Raw genomic sequence first — 18,685 nt, 5'->3', positions numbered from 1 at the left:
TACCTCAGCGAGATCCGGTCATGGTCAGATATATTCTTGGCGAGTTGTCGATAGGCGATATATGGGCGAGCACGGACCGGAGCTTCCGTGGAAAGTCAGCCGCCATTCGATCAAGCAGGATTCCAACCATTGTGCCGCTGTGCGCCACTATGACCCCGAGAGCGCCAGTGGCCTCGGATGCTTTCAGCATCGAGTTCAGATGCTCCTTTGGAACCCGCTCCTGATGCAGGAGCGCGCTGGCCGTGGCTATTCTGCCTATTGTCGCCGCGTCACCCTGCGGAATTGCGATCCGTGCGCGCTCGAGTAATTGGTGGTATTCTGCTCTGTCCCCGGCGGAGATTTCACCTCGCCGTTGGTCATAGTCGAGGGTTTCGACCGTCCCTCCTTCATCGATACCAACGATTGCAAGTGGGGGCATTTGGCCAAGGAAAGAGAGAAGGCTACATGATCGCTGTTGGTATGCGACCACACCGGGGTACATCACCCCGTCGGATGGCTCAATGTCCGCCATCAGCTTCTCGATCAACGATGTCCGAATTCTACGCTTGAAGCAGCGTGCGATTGACCGTGCCGTCGCGACAAGATCGGCAGACGAACTCGCGAGTCCTTTGCCTTCGGGGAGCTCAGATTCCAAAAGGAGGATTCCTCCTGAGGCGCCGAGCGCTATCACTAGGTCCTCAGCCAGTCGTTTAGCTTTGACTTTATGTGACGGATAAACGGTTACCAATCGTGTGCCTGGAGTTGGCATGAAGTGAGCTCGCGCAAAGAGCGCGATGGGCATCGTGACCAAAAAGTGAGGGTCGCAGGGAACGGAGGCGACCGGCAACTGGCCTTGCAGCAACTCGCCGAATGTGCCGCAACAAAGAGCGTCGCTAGAATGAATTCTTGGCTGCCGCCCGTCCTCGGCGAAAATCTCGGCCCCATCTGCGCCATCGAACCACTGGTGATATATGTATGGCTTCCAAACTTCATCGGCGGCTGCTGCTACAAGCTCTCTAGTCGAGATGCTCGCATCGCTTCCTACGGGGCCGATGGGATGGGTGGGATTCTGAATTGACATATCGCCTCCCTACAGGCTCGTTAACATGTGATTTGCCGCCAGCAGGGGAGATTCGTCGGAACAGGGCTCGCGTTTCGGCGTCGACCACTGCGCTACGCTTGCGGCACTCGACTTTTCTGGCTACATCATAACCGGTGACCTGTAGACCTCCTCGGCCAGAGACGGATCATTCACCCTGCTTTACGCAATTGGCGTGCCACCTAAGAGGCCGTGCGTGAAAGAGGCTCAACGCCAAGGTTCGCGCCGCAACGGCGGAATACTTGCGCCCCAATAGGTCGGGTTCCGAACATGGACGTCTTGAACCGGACAGGGTTATCACAGAAGGTGACATCCGGAACATGGGGTGGCCCGGCAGCACGGTGGATAGCGTCTGTGCTTATCGGCTTATCGAAGCCAACCGAACGCTGAGAAACCACCGGACCGACGCCATGATAACCTGCGGGCTCATGAAGAAGCGCGTGGATTCCGATCTTCTGCGCGAGATGATCGCCTATGCCGCCGGGCCCCGATGGACTCGGAACGCCCAATAGTGCGCTTCCTGCTCCCCGATGTATCTTCCGTTGCTCAGATATTGTACTGGTGTAAGGACGCCCGCCTGCTGGAGACACAACACTTCATTTTCAAACGACGTTGCCTCCGAATAGCTCCTTTCGGTGCTTACCACCACAAATCCGTTCGAGCGCGTCACGCGGACCAACTCGCGCAGGCCATGCGGCCGGACATGTCCAAGCGTGAAGACGCCGCAGCACACGGTCATATCATAGCTCGCGCCGGAATAGTCCGAGAGTGGTCTATTGAGGTCAACGTCCCCTTGGACATTGCGGTAGGTGCCTGTTTGCCTTGCCATTTCGGCCATCGTCTCGCAGAGATCAAAGCCGTCGATTAAACGGAAGCCAAGATGATCCAGCTCAATGCCAACTAGGCCTGTACCGCAGCCAGCGTCCAGTATTGTCATGGCTGCTCGTTCTCTGCCGATGTAGGCCGATTGCACGGCGCCCGCCAGTTCAGCCACAATCAAGGGGCTGCGGTAGTGTTCGCGCGCGAGGTCCAACTCGTAGGACCCAGCCCATTCACGATAATAACGGACCAAACTTTTGGCGTCACCGTCGAGCGCATGTGATGCCTCGATCCGCTTTTGCGCGGCTTGTCGAAGTGCGTTTTGTCCGGCCAACGTGTTCATAAATTCCTCGTGTAGAGTAGATGCAAGCTGGCTACCTTCAGAATCTGAGGACTAAGAACTGCCGGTTCAAAAAACATGCTGCGTTGCCAAATTTGAAATCTTCCTTTGCCAACCGTCTTTCCTTCGCCATCGCCCCATCCCTCCCCTACAAGCGAAGCCGGCTCAAAGAGCGGGCTTTTTTGCGGATTGCCACTGTGAGCCAGGCGTGTCGTCCAGCTGCGGGACATTCAATTTTGGTCATTTCGCTTCTTATGCTGAGTTCGTCTCGGAGTGAACGGCGCACACTTCAACGACAAACGCCTCACCAACGGCCTCGACCGCAGTCAGATATAGGAGGTCGCAATGAGAGTCGTCCATATCTGATCAGTAGCTCCGGAGCACCCATGGCCGTCTCTCGTATCCCCAAGGAGTCGCCGTCGCTAGCCCACCGGTCTCAGCTTCGACAAGCTGTCATTCAGCCGCTGATCCCCGAGAACCCGCAGACGTTTGACTGGCAAATCTCACAGCAGCAAGCGGCATGCCAGGTTGGGCGTGATGTGCACTTCGCCCGTCGCCAGTCTTATCAACTTAACTCGCGTCCGGGATTTGCGGCATACACCCGATGGCATGAACACAGCGACCATCAGCTACACGGCGTTGGTGCACGGATCTGGAGCATGACGGATCTCGATCTTTGATGACGCGCGCTCTAAAGCTTCCTTTGCCTTGCAGCGGGCGATTTCGGGCGTGCGCAGGCAAGCATTCGGTTTGGGACGGTGCAGCCGATTGCGACGTCGGTCTGCTGAACGGGGAGCGACCGTGCCCGCATCCGTCATGCTCCAGATCCGTGCACTAACGCCGGTGAGCGAGCGCTGATGACACTCGAAGGGACGCTCGCCGCGCAGACGTTCGTTGCAAGTTATAACCGAATCTCGACCAGCCTTGCCGAAACGCCGGAAACCTGGCGCCCGCGCTTTGTGCGGCGCAAAGCGGTTCCTTCGATCCCTTCCACTGGTCGACTGCCTTCCTGCTCGCCACCGATTTTGCTCCAAGGCTCTGGCGCCCGTTCTACGTGGGCGTCGCCGCCGATGCAAAGGCGGCCGTCGCCATCCGCTAGCACTCATGCCCAGGCGCGTCAAAGCGGCCCGCATCTGAATCCTGCCTCTGTCAAGCAAGGATACCCGTGCGGTGCTCGTGACGCTTACAGCCAAAGGGGGGCACCGAGGTTGATCGTTACGGTGTGAGTTGCATGCAATCAAATACATGTCTGATTAAACCGCGGGTGTCGTAGGCGTTTGTTGAACGATCGCCTGGACCTCATGCTGCCATGTTTCAAGTTCCGCTGGCAGCGGAGCACCTCCTTGATTCACGCCGTCAGCGCACTGCATAACGCTTTGTCTGCAATCTAACAAATGTCGGATATCGGACGCTGCGGTTAGGAGATACCATGCTGATAAAAAATACTTTTCAGCTTTGGCATGAAACATGCTCAATGGGGCAGGAGGCATGTAACTGGAAGTCGGGTTCGCTCTGAACGGCAGGATATCGCTCAGCATGTTTCCAACAATTGTCTGGGGTTTGAGTCAATGATGTGGCGAAAGTGCTGGCGCGAACTGTTGTTGAACGCGACCGCCTTGGGGCTCCGGAGCCCGGTCTTGACACTCCGGTTTCGGCTGCGGAATTGCGGATTTCAGATTGCCCCGTACGAAAGATTTGATTGGCCATGCATTTGCAGTATCTCTCTCAATAGGGTGTACAATACACCGGTCGTTCCGGGATTGGCGCTATGCAGACGTTTCTATAGTGTTACGGATGGTCTAGAATGAACAAATTATCCCTTATTCAGGTTCTTCTTGCTGGCATGAATTCTGGTATCGGCAGTATACTTCTAAAGTGGAGCCGAACCTCATTACCAGTTGACGCGGGGCGCGCCGACGAGTTCCTCTCGATGGGCTTCATAGGTGGAGTTATATTTTACGGCATAAACGTTGTGTTATATGCAAAGACCCTCGACTCTATGGAGGTGTCAATCGCTTATCCGATTGTGGCGGGGTCTGGATTTGCGATGGTGACGGTTGCGTCATGTTATCTTTTTGGAGAACCGTTCCATCTGTCCAAGTGGATTGGCCTCGCACTTGTCTTGGCCGGTATTACTTTTCTGGCCCAAGGAGGCTGAAATGGCTATTCACTCTGCCGGTGCTTGACGGCAAGGCTCTGCTCGCCCGATTTCGCTACCCCGCACGTCGGCTCGAAGAGCTTCACTTTCCCGCCGCCATCGCCGCTTTTATAGCGCGACGATCAGGAGTTCTTCCGCGTATTTGGTGCAGGTTGCGCGATTCACGGAAGCCGGTATCGGCGCAAGACGCTGTTCCACTTGCCATAGTTATGATGCAGATGACCCCATTGCGGCCCGGTTCGAGCCATCCACATCATGCCTTCGAAATAGGGCGATTATCCTGCACTGGCCGGCACTCCGCTCTGCCGGCAGCAGCGGCCCGATCAGTGCCCAGTCTGGCGTCAAGCTTTGTCCACGAAGCGTAAGTTAATAACGCCCCCTCATTGGCCATACCGGAGAGGGATCGCGGCTCCGGAGAGTTAGCGTACCCGAGCCTGCTCTGAAATCCGCCATTCTCGTCGCCTGATCCGCCCCGCTGATGTCCATCTTGCGAAGCCAAAACCGGCAAGAGCCGCAGATTGGCCTATTCCCCAGGGTTCGGAAATGGGGTGATCGACCAACTGATTAAATCGATAGCTCGCTGAAGTATCGAATCTGTCTTAGCAGGGCAGGGTGAAGCGGCGATGACATGTCCAATACAGTCTCGGAAATCACTTTTCCTGACGATCTGCGTCTTGGGTTGAACATATAGTTTGACTTCGGCGACACCTGGTACAGCCGTTGCCCGACTGTCGCCATCGATCCAATCGAGGGTGCCGTCGCGATCAGCAACTAGGAACCGCGCGGCCGCAGTTTCCGAATGGCTTTTGCGCAAATTCCATTCGGCACCGATCACAAGTTTGATGTGCTCGGTGACGAGATCGACACCGTAAGCCAGCTGAACCAGTTCAGGACAGGGCGAACCCGGAAGACGCGGATTGACCTCAATCACGACTGGGCCACGCTTCGTCCACCGGAGTTCAACGTTCGTTGGACCCCAACCAAGACCGAGAGCTCGCAAACAACTCAGCGAAACGTCAGAGATACGATCATGCTCGTCATCACTCAGCACGGCCGGATAGATGAACTCACGAACGACGAAATGAGGTGGGCGGCAGAAGTCGAGGGCGCCAATCCCAATGACCTGATTTCCCATTATCTCAATGCAATAATGCGGGCCTTGTGCGAATTCTTCGACCAGTATCCTAGGCGAAGAACGCCATATGTGCATCTTGCCCAACAGATAGGTTGTATGTTCGGCTAACTCATCGACATTGCGGCACAATCGGACACCAATGCTGCCGCTGCCCAGGACCGGCTTAAGAATCGCCGGCAGTCCGATCTCCGCGGCAAAGCTTTCCACCTCCGTCGCGTTCGTCGCCACTCGATAAGCAGGTACTGGCACGCCAGCCTCCGCGAGAAGCTGACGTTGAGTGAATTTGTCGCAGCATCCTTCAATCGATGCGGGGGTCGGTCCCGGTAGATCGAAGTGCCGGCAGAGCTTGCCGACTGTTGCAGAGACCGACTCGTCGTCTCCCGAAAAGCCAGTAATTCCAGCAATGTCATAGTTAGCACGGAGCCGGTAACATTCACGGATCAGCGCATCGAAATTGTCTGTATCAACACGAATAGCCTCTATGCTTTCCGGCGCAAGATATTCATACTGCGCCGGATCTGTGGCCAAGGTAATTGGATGAAGGCCAAGACGCTGAGCCGCTTGGACATGGAGCGGACCATTACCCCTGTGACCTTCAACTAGGATGAGCGCTTTTCTTGCCATGGATTTTTAGCTCCGACGTGGCGTGCTGTGTGAGGCGGCCCGAGCGTAAACAGGCATCACTTTTTATCCGTGCCCACCTCAGACGTTGGGTTAACGTACCACTGGCCGCGCTTGGCGGTCGCAATGATTCTGTAAACTTAGTTGAAGGATCTGTTGCACCTCCCTTCGTCACACCCCCGCCGCCGAGTCTCATCCTGATTGACGCTGAGTCTCACCTTGATTTCGCCGCGCAGTCCGTCCATGACAAAGCTCAGAGCGCTCGCCTGGCGGTGCGGAAATATAGCAGGATGCATAGATGTAGCCGCTCGTGCGCTCTAGGCGATCGTCCATGCCGAGTTTGGCCATAGCCTGGAGGATCGCCTGCCTTTCCGTCGATGTGGAGAAGCGCCGCTGGCGCTGTCTGAACCGTTTTAAAGGCTCGGTTTCCAATGAGAAAGCCTTAAGGGCCGCCGCGATGCCGTCATAGCTGAAGGGGTGCATTGCGAAGGCGACGACCCACGGGCGTGAGGTCGCTGAGGCCTCATACACGCGTGCAAAAGTTGCCTCGGTGGCGTAACCCACACAGCCTGTGCTGATGAGGATATCCGCATCCGCCAGTGCGCTACGTTCCTTGACCGTCAAGTCACACGTTTCCAGATCAGCCGTGACGCCAGCCTCCAACAGGCCCAGATCCAGCGCATAGCGAACAGCCCGGAACGATGGATCCACGCCGACGAACTGGATGTCGTCACGGAGGCCCTGATTGCGAAAAAAAGCGCGATGCTCGATCTCCTGTCGGCGCGACAGCGATCCGCTGGGCTCCAGATAGGCAGCATACAGATCGTCGAGGTCGAGATCGGTTCGCAGCAAGGCAGCGTTGACACCATAGGAGCAACCGACATCGATTATCTTCAAGTTCCTCTTGTTCCGAACGCGTCGGTAATCGGCGAAGATCCGTTCGAAGATCGGCTTGGCTCGATCTGTAATCATATAGTCCAGGGCCAAACACTCCCGAAAATAGGCGTGAGGCCACCTGCGATTGTAGCTTGCCGTGAAATCGTACTTCGCCCCCTGAATTCTGCCGCGCTCTGCGCTCGATGCCTGACCTGACATGCTGCCTCCCTTCTTCGCTTTGCCGCCTCACAAGAGATGCTTCAAAAATTGTGCCAGGCTGAGAAGAGGCCATAAAAGCGAATTTCTGCACATCAACTCAAATGCTTACATGAGAGTGCAGTAGGAGGCGAAGTCGAACATCACCGTGTCGCGTACGCGACACTCTGGCAATATCAATGCACGTCTCCCTCCCAAGAAGTGGGTTCTGCGCGTCAGATTCATGCGGATGCGTTCGAGTGTCTCGACCACGAGCGTGCTTTCTCGCACCACGATGGGCGGGGCCTCTGTCCATCCGCTCCCGATATGGTCAAGAACCAGGCTGTTGGTAGCTACCGCGGTTGGCCTCTCCACAATGGCCCACCGGGTCCATTTCCATGCTGCCGGGAAGCCGCTCGTTCCTGTCGGCAAAGGTGCGCATTTACGCGCCGCCGCGGCCCTGGCACAACCCTTGCCGGCTTTCTCGTACGCATGTTGCGCCTTGGCATATGGAGCAAGCGGTCGATCGTGGCGGCGCTCATCGACAGGATCTTGTGGCGTATCTCCTCCTCAAGCTTCAAATGTTCATTGGTGTTCCAGCGCCGGCAATAAAATGGGCAGCAGTGCCTTGAGCCGCTTGCCGCAAACTCGATTGGAAGCTTCCCACAGTACAATCAAGGCGGCTCCGGGCGCCCTCATCATAGAGCGACGGCCGCTGACGGGCCTGGCGGTGCTTCGGCTCCGGGTGGCTGTTCAGGATACGGATTGCGGACTTTCCGTGATACCCCGTCGCCGCAATGAACTTATCCGGCGATTGCCTTTAGTCGTTGCGGCCGCATTAGCGCTCCCTGACTTGGCCAGTTCCATGCGCATGGCATGTGTCATCTTCGTCTTCCGCCCCAAGGGTGAAGGCATAATGGCGGCATGAGCCTTCTCCGGTAACATTTTAGGTGAGGCAACGAAGCCGCTCGGTACTTTTTCCTTGAGGCAATGCGCCCCTTTCACTGGTTTGTTTTGTTGGGTTCAAACGTCGGTCCGGCCTTCTGCAGAAGGCCGAACCGACGCTTTTCGCGAAGACCGTAGCTGTCGCCGTGGAGTCAAGGAGAATGGCGTGGTGGACGAGGCGGTCGATGGCGGCGACGGTCATTGCGGGATCACCGAAGTTGTCATAAAGCCTCCTTCCTTGATCGCCTATTGCGTTGCGATCCGTACCCGCAGTGTGCTGATCTGGTCGTCTGGAGTTCGATTTGCCCAGGCTGCCCCTTTGTGAGCTGATGCCCCTCGAGCAAGCCGCGTGCGAGATAGTCGAAGACGGTTGGTGGTGTGCCCCCCGGGTGGCCGCCGACCCTTGAACAGAGCAGGTTCCGTCTGGCCATAGGTCGGGATTGGCGCTCGTCCCGTTGATCTAAACGATAGGGATGCCCCAACGTGCGCAGAGGCCAGACATTTGAACTGAACGCGCGGTCGCGTGCTGCGACAAAGCCTTCCGCGTTCAAGGCCGCCGCGATCTCCCTGTCCATTTGCCTGAGGCGTTGAGTTCGATCACTCGGCTCTGCAGCCGCTCCAGATCGATGTAGTCGCCATACGTGTGGACCCGCCTTTGGAGGGTGTGCTCGCTTGCGGATCCTGTCTGCCACAGGATCCTGAACCAGACTTGGCCTTGGAAGCGCTCCTAGTCGAGGATGACCTCGCAGACGATAAGACGTAGGATGGCTTGCGGTCGGGCCGCCGTTGTCGAAGGACGACGATGGACCTTCCGGCCAAAGGGACCGGCATATCGCCGCAATCAGCAGAAACGGCCGGATGAAATGGCAGGCCTCCAACGGTTACGGCAAACGCTCGCTCGTCGAGACGCCATAGGGCGATACAAGTCGATCAACGGGCGACGTTTGCGCGTCTTCAAAGATCGAGATCCGTCATGCTCCAGATCCGTGCACCCACGGCAGGTGGCGTTTCATTGCGCGTCCGATCTTGCAACGAGCGTTTCGGATCGCTAAAGCCTCATCGTGATTTCGTCTCGGGGGTATTGGGATGATAGATGACCTTGACAGGCGGATACTCGGCGCGCTTCAAAAGAACAACAGGTTATCTTTTGCCGAGCTAGCGGACTTCGTGGGTTCCTCTGCGGCCTCATGCATGCGCCGCGTCAATAAGTTACGCGCCGACGGCGTTATCATCGCTGATATCTGCCTTGTCGACTCCAAAGCGCTCGGAAAGTCGCTGACCGTCGTCGTGACAGTGGAGCTCGATCGCGAGCGTTTAGATCTTGTCGATGACTTCAAGCGAGCGATGAGGGCGGCGAAAGAAGTCAGTCAATGCTATATGGTTACAGGTGATGCTGACTTCGTCCTTGTTGTAGTGGTGGAGGACGTCGAGGCCTTTGACATTTTTATAAAGACCAAACTGTATACAAATGCCAACGTCCGCAAGTTCAGGAGCTTGATTGCGTTGGACCGCGTGAAGTTTGAGCCCCGGGTTTTAGTGTAGCCCTTTTAAGGCTGAACGTTTCCGCCACTCCTCCCCCGTTTTTGAAGCGTGCGTTGCGGCCGGGGCGCCAATTTGATCGCAATCAGTGCATCGAAGTCTGCGATTTAATTGATCGTCGGGTGACCGGCGGCCGGCCTCGAAAGGGCTTATGGCTCCGCTCAGGCGATCGATCGCGCTGACGATATCTGGCACGCGCGGCGTGCTGGCGGTCTGAGGTGCGCCAACATTTGAATTGCTGAGACGTGAAGCCGCTGGGCGGTTCCGCGACGGCAAATCGTAACCGGGTGTGCGGAGCGCCTGGATTGCAAGATTTGGAGGACTCAGGAATGACACTTACTGCAGCCGAACCTGCAACGGCTCACCCAGCCATAGAACAACGGCACCGGGATCAACGGCACTATCCTCATGGCATAGCCTTCATGGACGGTCAGTACCTGCCGATGTCCGAAGCCAAGGTGTCCGTCCTGGACTGGGGCTTTCTGCATTCCGATGCCACCTATGATACCGTTCATGTATGGGACGGAAGGTTCTTCAGGCTGGACCTGCATCTGGACCGGTTCTTCCGCGGGATGGAAAAGCTCCGCATGAAGATCCCCTACAACCCCACTGAGATCGAAAAGATCCTGTCGACCTGTGTGGCGCTATCCGGGCACAAGTCGGCCTATGTCGAAATGATCTGCACGCGAGGCGGGTCGCCCACCTTTAGCCGTGACCCGCGCCAGTCGGAGAACAGGTTCATCGCATTCGCGGTGCCTTTCGGGTCGGTCGCCAACAAGGAGCAGCTTGAGCGCGGCCTGCATGTCGCCATCAGCAACACCGTTCGGATCCCGCCCAAGTCGATCGATCCATCCATCAAGAACTATCACTGGCTCGATCTAGTAAAGGGCCTGTTCGATGCGTATGACTACGGCGCCGAAACTGCATTGATCGTCGACATCAACGACAACATTGCCGAAGGGCCTGGCTTTAACGTTTTCACCGTCAAAGACGGCCGCTTGAAGACGCCGGCTTATGGCGTCCTTGCAGGCATTACCCGGCAGACCGTATTTGATCTATGCGGCGAATTGGGCCTTTCCGTCAGTGCCGGCGACATTGATCGCGACGAGCTGAAGGGTGCCGATGAGGTTTTCATCACGTCTACAGCGGGCGGGATCATGCCGGTATCCAAGATTGACGAGACCGTTGTCGGCGACGGCAAGGTTGGCGCTCTAACACGCCAGCTGACAGACCTGTATTGGGAGAAGCATGCCGATCCCGCATGGTCGACCGCGGTAAATTACGCATAGTACCGCGATATATTGTCGAGCGCTCCTCCCCAGCGGGGAAGTCTTTGCTGCCGTGAGTATGCCGATGACCGGCGCTTTCATTTCTCATCTCTCGAATGAACTCGCCGGCCTGAAGTCGGCGGGCCTTTACAAATCCGAGCGAGTGATCTCTTCGATGCAGTCGGCCGAGATCGAAGTCGGCGGCGAAAAGGTGCTGAATTTCTGCGCCAACAACTATCTCGGGCTCGCAGACAGCGCCGAATTGCGCGACGCGGCCAAGCAGGCGCTTGACCGCTACGGGTACGGCATGGCGTCGGTGCGTTTCATCTGCGGCACGCAGGAAGAGCACAAGCAGCTCGAGGCGACGATTTCTGGCTTCCTCGGCATGGAGGATACGATCCTCTACGGCTCGTGCTTCGATGCCAATGGCGGCCTGTTCGAGACGCTGCTCGGCGAGGAGGATGCAGTCATCTCCGACGCGCTGAACCACGCTTCGATCATCGACGGCGTGCGGCTGTCGAAGGCGAAGCGCTTCCGCTACGCCAACAACGACATGGCCGATCTGGAAGCCCGGTTGAAGGAGGCAAGGGATTGCCGTTTTCGGCTGATCGCCACCGATGGTGTATTTTCCATGGACGGCATCATCGCCAATCTGAAGGGCGTCTGCGATCTCGCCGAGAAGTACGATGCAATGGTGATGGTGGATGACAGCCATGCAGTCGGCTTCGTTGGCAAGAACGGCCGCGGCTCGGCCGAGCATTGTGGCGTCGAGGGCAGGGTGGACATCATCACCGGCACGCTCGGCAAGGCACTCGGCGGCGCGTCGGGCGGCTACACATCGGGCAAGAGCCAGGTGGTCGACTGGCTGCGCCAGCGCTCGCGTCCCTATCTGTTTTCCAACACGCTGATGCCGGCGATCGCCGGCGCCTCGATCCGGGTGTTTGAACTGATCGAAAATGGCGATGCGCTGCGTCAGCGCCTCTATGCCAATGCGGCGCGGTTCCGGTCTGAAATGGGCAAGCTCGGCTTTACCCTGGCCGGCGCCGATCATCCGATCATCCCGGTCATGCTCGGCGATGCGACACTGGCGCAGGAGATGGCGGCGCGCATGCTGAAGCGCGGCATCTATGTCATCGGCTTCTCGTTTCCGGTGGTACCGAAGGGCCAGGCGCGAATCCGCACGCAAATGTCGGCGGCGCATTCGACTGCGGACGTTAATCGTGCGGTTGAGGCGTTTGCCGAGGTAGCAAGGGAACTGTCGATCATATAACCGGCAGTCTCTAACTGCCTCGCCGCCACAGAGCTTCCGGCGAATTCTAAATTAGAGTCTCGTCAGAGTATGTGCGTTAGCTGCTTCGGCGCGGCGTGGTGCACAGATCTGGAGCATGACGGGTCTTGATCTTTGATGACCGCGCGGGCTACGCTTCCTTTGCCTTGCGGCGGGCGGATTTCGAGCGTGCGCAGGCAAGCATGCAGTTGAACACGGTGCAGCCGATGGCGACTTCGGTCTGCTGAACGGGAACCGACCGTGCCCGCAAACGCCGCCCAGATCGACTTGTATCGCCCTATTGCGGTCTCGACGTAAGGAGGCGATCATCTGGTCGACCGCCAAGGACATGCTGTGGTGGCTGTCGTGCCACTCGGCCTGCTTCGCCCGGCTGGGCGGCGTCGCGGCGCCCCGTGCGGATTGACACGAGAAGACAGCCATTGCTCACGGGGCCGGTGCCTAGGGCACGATCAACGCCACCTACCGGCGCTATGGCTTGATGATGCGCTTCCATATCGACTGCCGGCGCCTTTTTCAGTCTGACGTTGCCCCGGTTCGTACAGGTATCGATGGTTGGTGGCGTATCGATGGCGCTTGAGAATGCCCTTTCGCCCGAGTTGGTGAACGGTCGAGGCGCACACGCCGAGCTGCTGGGCTACTTCCTCGCCGGTCAGCATTCCGCATCTCCCGTTCGTACCGGTTCTTCACTCCATAGGTGCGGCGCACGAGCATGACCTTCTTCAGGGTGAAGGGTTCACCGCGCCAGTTGCGATGCCGCGAGTTCATTGAGACGGGCGGCGATCTGCTGGTCGTTGGCGGTCTCCAGCAGCTCATTCATCAACGCCACGACCTGTGCCGGCGTCTTGCGTATCACTGACATGGGCCGCGGTCTGGTCACCGACAGGCTCTGCGTGCGCCCGCCGCGCCAGCGGATATGGATGTTGACCTGCTCCTCGACGAGCAGCGTCACATCTTCGATGAGAAGGCCGAGCATGCGCTTGCGTTCGACGGCACCGGTGCGCTCGTCGTTCCAGATGCGCGGGAAATCGGCGGCCAGCGCCCTGATGCGCTTCTGCGCTGGCTCATCCAGCAGCGAGCGGTCGGCTTCGTTCTGGCGGTCGTGCTCGCGCTGGAGTGCGTCGAGGTCGCGCAGCCGTGCGTTCCAGTCGGCTTCCAGCGCGTCGGCGACCAGGCAGTCCGGATCGACCTTAAGGTAGCGCCGGCGGGCCAGTGCAGCCTCGTAGCGGGCGCGTTGCAGCTGCGTGCCGCGCAGGGCCGCGGCCTCCTCCACGCGCTGGGTGATCTCCTGCTGCACGGCAAGCGCGACGTCGATCGCTGCCGGCGCCATCGCCTCCAGCAGGAGCGCGCTCACCGCGTGGTCGACTCGAGCGCCGCGCATCCATTGGCAATGTTTGCCGGCGTGCCGCACGACGGCTTCGTTGCAGACATAATACGGGCGCAGTCGCCCCTCGAATGGCTCGTAATGGACGCGCATGCGTGCACCGCAGCGGCCGCACAGCAGCCGTGCAACAGACCGCTGCCCTGGCGGGGCATGCGTCCGCGCAGGCCAGGAGAAAAGCCGGCGGCGTTCTGTTCCAGGGTAGTCTGATTGCGCTCGCACTCGGCCCAGGAAATGTAGCCCTCGCGGGCTTCGGGTATCAGAACCTCCCAATCGGATTTCGCCACGCGCAGCTGCACGGACTTGAGCTTGGCATTGTAGGCTTTGCGCGTGCGTCCATAGACGAATCCACCGGCATATCGCGGGTTGTGCAGGATCTGCAGCACGCGCAGGTCGCCGATCTTCTCGGGCACCGGAGCGTCAACACGTGCGCTATTGTGTTTGGAAGGCATGACTAAGCCACAATGTTGCGGTCCCGTCCTGCTTAGCTTAGACCGCTAAACGATCCGTGCACCAACGGTCAGCCGACATCAGCGGCCGCAGGTCTCAACGCGTTTATATTTAGACAACGTGACATCGCCGGTCGCGGTGTTCATGCCGTCGGGTCTATACGCAAATCCCTGAACGCGAGTTAAGTTGATAACGCCTTACATACCGCACGCGCCAAGCTGGGCCGCACTCCGGATTACTCCAACCTCGTTTTCAATCTCGACCTTGGTGCCAAATGGCTTCGACAGCTTCTGTAGCCGCTCGAGAATGGCCTTTGCTTGCGGCGCGGATGCCAAGCGTGGCACCCCTCGGTTCGCCAACCGCTGTGTGCGCCGAAGCTCAATTGGATACAATCTCAGTTCGGCAAGCTGATTTTTCTCGTAACGGCTTACGCTTATCACGCTCTCATAGTAAAGTGGAGCGGAAAGCGATATAAAGCCCTCTTGAATTGGATAGCCTACTGCCATTTCATGAGCTGTTACGTCCGCATCCGTATTGAACCTCGGATCTTTACCGTGTGCATCAAACATGTCAGCCCCGATCGGCGTTCTTAAGTCTTGGTTAAAGAAATTCCCCAAGCCGTAAAAGATGGGCCGGCCTTTATAGATTTCGATGCCCCGCACATGATGCGGTCCGTGATTTATGTAGGCATCGGCTCCGGCGTCGATCGTCTTACGAGCAAATGTTTGCTCATAATCAGGCGGTTGGTCGGTGAATTCCCCCGGCTCGTGTCCGTGGTTCGTGGCCATGCAGAAATCCGCGAACTGCTTCCCACGACGCAAATTGCGCAGAATATTGTCGACGTCGCGCGAACTGGGTTCAAAGCTGTATCCTGCTATTTCCCCTGACTTGAAAACTACCTCGCCAATAACCACACGCGATGCATCTTTCGGCGCGGGGACATACCAAGGAAGTAACTCGCGGACCTGCCGGAGCTGCTCTAGCATCTCCGGTGGAACCACTATGCTTTTTGCCAAGCGAAGGGAGTTCAGTCCTGGCCTGCCCGGCGCCTCGCCGGCGGGGTCGCACGCTCGGGCCATGGGCATGAAGGTTGTAGCAAATGACACCATCGCCACACGCCCGCGGGGCGTTTCCAAAAACCGGGCCGAACCGGCTTGCGCGAGATTCTCGCCGGCACCCGCATGGACGATGCCGTTTTCATCAAGTGCCCGGGTTGTCTCGCGCATACCTTCGACACCCCAGTCCAGTGTATGGTTATTGGCGCGACTAACCATATTGAAGCCCATCGCTTTCAAATCAGCTCCAAGCTCCGGAACACCGATCAAATATGCGCCGCCGTACTCGGCTTGCGGGCACCCTTTAGACTGAACATCCAGGATGTTGGTTTCCAAATTGCCGAACTGGACGTCCACTCCATCGAAGATCCTGAGAACATCGGCAAAGCCTGGATGATAGCCTTTTGTTACAGGCCCGGCGTAAAGAAGGTCGCCGACTGCCGCCATAGTGAAACCGTCTGCAACGTTCGTGTCGATTGAACCCACTGCATCAAAGCCACCATCCCGGAGGGTCGAAAGGTGACCATCTTCGTGAGAAGCCATATGCTATTTCCTTTGTTTCAAGAGCATCAGTTTCACTGGTCTACACTTGTTTCTCAATGCGTCGGGCTCGGATGAGGCTCAAGTACATCAGCAGGCGAATGATCGTCCGCTACAGCCGGTTGGACCGGGATGTCAGAGGCTGGAGCACGCACATGACAGGCCACCGCCCGCCCGTCTGCCATTGGCACCAAAGGTGGCACGTCGATGCGGCAGCGCTCGACAGCGAGCGGGCAACGGGGATGAAACGCACACCCGGTCGGCGGGTTGATCGGGCTTGGCACCTCGCCCTCGACGGGCGCCTCCAGTCGAACTCGCGTGGGATCCGGGACAGGTGCCGCCGCGAGTAGCGCCTCGGTGTAGGGGTGGACCGGCTTAGCGAACAGCGCCTCGCATGAGGAGAGCTCCACGATCCGGCCCAAATACATGACCGCGACGCGATGGCCGATATGCTCCACAACGCCAAGGTCATGCGAGATGAAGACGAAAGCGATACCCATCTGTTGTTGCAGATCCATGAGCAGGTTGAGGATCTGTGCCTGCACGGAAACATCAAGGGCCGATACTGCTTCGTCAGCGATGATAAGCGAGGGCTGGAGTGACAGGGCGCGTGCGATGCCGAGCCGCTGGCGCTGGCCACCCGACAGCTCGGACGGATGCCTGTGCATCATCTCGGGCGACATTCCCACCTTCTGGAGAAGGTCCGCGGCAAGGGCCTCGCGTTGCTTGCGGGTGAGACGCACATAATTTTCGACCGGTTCGGTGATAATCAGTCCGGCGGTGAGACGCGGGTTTAGCGACGAGTAAGGATCCTGAAACACCATCTGCATCCGACGGCGATACGCGCGAAGATCGTGCTTCTTGAGGCCTGCAATATCGGTGCCATCGATCAGCACGCGTCCACTAGTCGGGTCCACGAGCCGCATTAATAGGCGTGCAACGGTGGACTTGCCGCAGCCGGATTCACCGACGATGCAAAGCGTCTCGCCGGCCTCGACGGAAAAGGATACATCATCCACCGCTCGGATCACCGGGATGGTCTTCTTGAGGAATCCCGCCCCAAGCGGATAATGCTTGGTCAGATTCTCGACTTTCAGCAGAGGACAGTTCATGCGCCCATCACCTCTTCAGCGCGCCAGCAAGCCGCGGCGTGGCTCGACCCGACATCACGCAGGATGGGTGTCTTCTCTCGGCACATATCGATAGCGAATGGGCAGCGAGGCGCAAAGCTGCAGCCGACAATGGGCTCGCGCAGGTTTGGCACAATCCCGGGAATTTCTGGAAGGCGCCGCTGGCGGCCACGCCGCGGATCAGGCACCGATCGCATGAGGCCCTGGGTGTAGGGGTGCGCGGGACGCGCAAACAGATCTATCACGTTCGCTTGTTCTACGATCCGGCCGGCATACATCACGATCACGCGTTGGCATGTCTCGGCTACAACGCCTAGGTCATGCGTTATGAACATGACTGCCGTTCCCGTGCGCTCTTTGAGATCGACGATGAGCCGCAGGATCTGTGCCTGGATGGTGACATCAAGCGCGGTCGTCGGCTCGTCGGCAATCAACAGTTCCGGGGAGCAGGCAAGGGCCATCGCGATCACGACGCGTTGGCGCATGCCGCCTGACATCTCATGGGGATAGTTGCTGACGCGACGCTCGGGGTCCGCGATGCGGACGAGACGGAGCATCTCTGCGGCCTTTTCCATGGCCACGGAGCGGGATGCTTTAGTGTGGATCTGCACCGCCTCGGCTATCTGGTGGCCGACCGTATAGACCGGATTCAGGCTCGTCATTGGCTCCTGGAAGATCATGGCGATCTGGTCGCCGCGGATCTGTCGCATCTCCCGATCAGACAGGTCGAGGAGGTCACGCCCGTGAAAGCGGATCTCGCCGCCGACGGTCTTGGCCGTGAGCTTCGGTAGCAGTCGAAGGATGGAGAGGGCAGTGACGCTCTTGCCGCATCCCGATTCGCCGACGACGCCGAGCGTCTCGCCTTTCTTCACCTGGAAGCTGATGCCGCCGAGGGCCCGGGTAACGCTGTCTTCGCCGTAAAAGCGCGTCTCAAGGCCTCGAACATCGAGAAGCACATCGTTCCCTACAGTTTTATGCATCTGCACGTTAGCGCCTCCGCTTGGCGCGGGGGTCGAACAGGTCACGCAAACCGTCCCCGAGCAGGTTGACGGCAAGGACCGTGACGGCAAGACAGATGCCTGGGGCAAAGATGGTCAACGGGGCGATGGCGAGATACAGGCGCGAACTGGCGATCATGTTGCCCCAGCTCGGAATCTCGGGCGGCACGCCCACGCCGAGGAAACTCAGTCCCGCCTCCGTCAGGATCGCGCTGGCGCAGACAGTAGCCCCCTGGACCATCAGCGGCGGAATGGTGCTTGGCAGGATATGCCGCCACAGCACCTTGGGCAGGCGCGCACCGCCGCAGATCGCGGCCTCCACATAGGGACGCTCGCGAACACCCAGAACCACCGACCGAACCAGCCGCGCGACGGCGGGCGTCTCGGGAATCGCAATGGCGACGACGAGAATGCCAATGCCGGGGCCTGTAAGAGAAATAAGGGCGATGGCAAGCAAAATGGTCGGGATGGACATCAGGCCGTCCATGACCCGCATGACGACGTTGTCAAAGCTGCGGCTATAGCCGGCGATGATACCGATCAGAGCCCCGGCAAGAGCAGCGCATGCCGCCGACATCAATCCGACCATGAGGGAGATCCGGGCGCCGAAGATCGTTCGCGCAAACACGTCCCGGCCCAGATTGTCGCTCCCGAACCACATCTCGGCGGAAGGCGGCTGGAGGCGCTTGAACGGATCCATGTTTGCCGGATCGCCGGCGTAAATCGGGGCAGCGAGCGCCAGCATGACCAGAAGCGCCAACAGGCCGCCGCCTGCAATGACCAGTGGATGACGCCTTGCCAGACGAGGAAGGTCAGATATTCGCAGGCGGCCCGTCGGAACGTATTCAACTGGTGCGGAGAGGAGGGTCATA

Annotated in this window: 15 protein-coding genes and 3 pseudogenes; 6 read left to right on the top strand and 12 right to left on the bottom strand. The window is 58.5% G+C overall.

Annotation, left to right across the window (positions count from 1 at the left end):
- Nucleotides 1-4: 4 nt before the first annotated feature.
- The 3 genes and pseudogenes from EN846_RS27940 to EN846_RS27930 all read right to left on the bottom strand — a co-directional run.
- On the bottom strand, nucleotides 5-1,060 hold the full coding sequence (locus tag EN846_RS27940) for a hypothetical protein (protein WP_135913996.1): 1,056 nt from the start codon (nucleotides 1,058-1,060) through the stop codon (nucleotides 5-7).
- A gap of 490 nt (nucleotides 1,061-1,550) precedes the next feature.
- Nucleotides 1,551-2,240, bottom strand: a complete 690-nt coding sequence (locus tag EN846_RS27935; protein ID WP_135913995.1) for a class I SAM-dependent methyltransferase — start codon at nucleotides 2,238-2,240, stop codon at nucleotides 1,551-1,553.
- 688 nt (nucleotides 2,241-2,928) lie between these two features.
- Nucleotides 2,929-3,051 (bottom strand): annotated as a pseudogene (locus EN846_RS27930) (IS5/IS1182 family transposase); the annotation flags it as partial.
- A 990-nt stretch (nucleotides 3,052-4,041) separates the two neighbouring features.
- Between EN846_RS27930 and EN846_RS27925 the strand changes: the two are divergent.
- Nucleotides 4,042-4,395, top strand: coding sequence for an SMR family transporter (locus tag EN846_RS27925; RefSeq protein ID WP_135913994.1), 354 nt, complete (start codon nucleotides 4,042-4,044; stop codon nucleotides 4,393-4,395).
- Between the two features lie 523 nt (nucleotides 4,396-4,918).
- Here EN846_RS27925 and EN846_RS27915 read toward each other — a convergent pair.
- On the bottom strand, nucleotides 4,919-6,154 hold the full coding sequence (locus EN846_RS27915) for an acetyl-CoA carboxylase biotin carboxylase subunit family protein (protein WP_135913992.1): 1,236 nt from the start codon (nucleotides 6,152-6,154) through the stop codon (nucleotides 4,919-4,921).
- 189 nt (nucleotides 6,155-6,343) lie between these two features.
- On the bottom strand, nucleotides 6,344-7,246 hold the full coding sequence (locus EN846_RS27910; RefSeq protein ID WP_135913991.1) for a hypothetical protein: 903 nt from the start codon (nucleotides 7,244-7,246) through the stop codon (nucleotides 6,344-6,346).
- 1,090 nt (nucleotides 7,247-8,336) lie between these two features.
- On the opposite strand from EN846_RS27910, the gene EN846_RS35335 reads away from it, so the two are divergent.
- From EN846_RS35335 to EN846_RS27885, 5 genes and pseudogenes are all read left to right on the top strand, one after another.
- Entirely contained in the window at nucleotides 8,337-8,492 is a 156-nt protein-coding gene (locus tag EN846_RS35335; protein WP_189523713.1) for a hypothetical protein, read from the top strand.
- Nucleotides 8,493-8,980: 488 nt separating this feature from the next.
- Nucleotides 8,981-9,219, top strand: a pseudogene (locus tag EN846_RS27900) (hypothetical protein); the annotation flags it as partial.
- Nucleotides 9,220-9,253: 34 nt separating this feature from the next.
- A complete protein-coding gene (locus EN846_RS27895; RefSeq protein WP_135913990.1) occupies nucleotides 9,254-9,709 on the top strand; it encodes an Lrp/AsnC family transcriptional regulator in 456 nt (151 codons plus the stop codon).
- Nucleotides 9,710-10,035: 326 nt separating this feature from the next.
- Nucleotides 10,036-10,995: an aminotransferase class IV gene (locus tag EN846_RS27890; RefSeq protein ID WP_245518733.1), complete on the top strand. Its 960-nt coding sequence runs from the start codon at nucleotides 10,036-10,038 to the stop codon at nucleotides 10,993-10,995.
- Between the two features lie 64 nt (nucleotides 10,996-11,059).
- Complete coding sequence (locus EN846_RS27885; protein ID WP_135913989.1) at nucleotides 11,060-12,244, top strand: glycine C-acetyltransferase; 1,185 nt, start codon at nucleotides 11,060-11,062, stop codon at nucleotides 12,242-12,244.
- A gap of 148 nt (nucleotides 12,245-12,392) precedes the next feature.
- Here the strand turns inward: EN846_RS27885 and EN846_RS27880 are convergent.
- The 7 genes and pseudogenes from EN846_RS27880 to EN846_RS27855 all read right to left on the bottom strand — a co-directional run.
- Nucleotides 12,393-12,555, bottom strand: a pseudogene (locus EN846_RS27880) (IS5/IS1182 family transposase); the annotation flags it as partial.
- 440 nt (nucleotides 12,556-12,995) lie between these two features.
- Nucleotides 12,996-13,703, bottom strand: a complete 708-nt coding sequence (locus EN846_RS36015; protein ID WP_245518746.1) for a hypothetical protein — start codon at nucleotides 13,701-13,703, stop codon at nucleotides 12,996-12,998.
- Nucleotides 13,610-14,053 carry a recombinase family protein gene (locus tag EN846_RS36010; RefSeq protein ID WP_245518732.1) on the bottom strand — a complete coding sequence of 148 codons (444 nt, stop codon included), beginning with the start codon at nucleotides 14,051-14,053 and terminating at the stop codon, nucleotides 13,610-13,612. Before EN846_RS36010 ends, EN846_RS36015 begins: the two co-directional genes overlap by 94 nt.
- Before the next feature lie 234 nt (nucleotides 14,054-14,287).
- On the bottom strand, nucleotides 14,288-15,688 hold the full coding sequence (locus tag EN846_RS27870; RefSeq protein ID WP_135913988.1) for a CapA family protein: 1,401 nt from the start codon (nucleotides 15,686-15,688) through the stop codon (nucleotides 14,288-14,290).
- A gap of 53 nt (nucleotides 15,689-15,741) precedes the next feature.
- On the bottom strand, nucleotides 15,742-16,797 hold the full coding sequence (locus EN846_RS27865; RefSeq protein WP_135913987.1) for a dipeptide ABC transporter ATP-binding protein: 1,056 nt from the start codon (nucleotides 16,795-16,797) through the stop codon (nucleotides 15,742-15,744).
- Nucleotides 16,794-17,795 (bottom strand): ABC transporter ATP-binding protein, encoded by a 1,002-nt coding sequence (locus EN846_RS27860; protein ID WP_189523721.1) that lies wholly within the window; start codon nucleotides 17,793-17,795, stop codon nucleotides 16,794-16,796. The genes EN846_RS27865 and EN846_RS27860 overlap by 4 nt, the downstream gene beginning before the upstream one ends.
- 7 nt (nucleotides 17,796-17,802) lie before the next feature.
- Nucleotides 17,803-18,684, bottom strand: coding sequence for an ABC transporter permease (locus tag EN846_RS27855; protein WP_135913985.1), 882 nt, complete (start codon nucleotides 18,682-18,684; stop codon nucleotides 17,803-17,805).
- Nucleotide 18,685: the final 1 nt, after the last annotated feature.

This window comes from Mesorhizobium sp. M4B.F.Ca.ET.203.01.1.1 (assembly GCF_004791025.1).
In the GTDB taxonomy this organism is placed as follows: Bacteria; Pseudomonadota; Alphaproteobacteria; order Rhizobiales; family Rhizobiaceae; genus Mesorhizobium; species Mesorhizobium abyssinicae.
This window is presented reverse-complemented; position numbering and strand designations above follow the sequence as displayed.

Bases quoted from the DNA above. Each gene is read 5' to 3' on its own strand.
- EN846_RS27940 (WP_135913996.1), bottom strand. From the start codon at position 1,060: ATGTCAATTCAGAATCCCACCCATCCCATCGGCCCCGTAGGAAGCGAT.
- EN846_RS27935 (WP_135913995.1), bottom strand. From the start codon at position 2,240: ATGAACACGTTGGCCGGACAAAACGCACTTCGACAAGCCGCGCAAAAG.
- EN846_RS27925 (WP_135913994.1), top strand. From the start codon at position 4,042: ATGAACAAATTATCCCTTATTCAGGTTCTTCTTGCTGGCATGAATTCT.
- EN846_RS27915 (WP_135913992.1), bottom strand. From the start codon at position 6,154: ATGGCAAGAAAAGCGCTCATCCTAGTTGAAGGTCACAGGGGTAATGGT.
- EN846_RS27910 (WP_135913991.1), bottom strand. From the start codon at position 7,246: ATGTCAGGTCAGGCATCGAGCGCAGAGCGCGGCAGAATTCAGGGGGCG.
- EN846_RS27895 (WP_135913990.1), top strand. From the start codon at position 9,254: ATGATAGATGACCTTGACAGGCGGATACTCGGCGCGCTTCAAAAGAAC.
- EN846_RS27890 (WP_245518733.1), top strand. From the start codon at position 10,036: ATGACACTTACTGCAGCCGAACCTGCAACGGCTCACCCAGCCATAGAA.
- EN846_RS27885 (WP_135913989.1), top strand. From the start codon at position 11,060: ATGACCGGCGCTTTCATTTCTCATCTCTCGAATGAACTCGCCGGCCTG.
- EN846_RS27870 (WP_135913988.1), bottom strand. From the start codon at position 15,688: ATGGCTTCTCACGAAGATGGTCACCTTTCGACCCTCCGGGATGGTGGC.
- EN846_RS27865 (WP_135913987.1), bottom strand. From the start codon at position 16,797: ATGAACTGTCCTCTGCTGAAAGTCGAGAATCTGACCAAGCATTATCCG.
- EN846_RS27860 (WP_189523721.1), bottom strand. From the start codon at position 17,795: ATGCATAAAACTGTAGGGAACGATGTGCTTCTCGATGTTCGAGGCCTT.
- EN846_RS27855 (WP_135913985.1), bottom strand. From the start codon at position 18,684: ATGACCCTCCTCTCCGCACCAGTTGAATACGTTCCGACGGGCCGCCTG.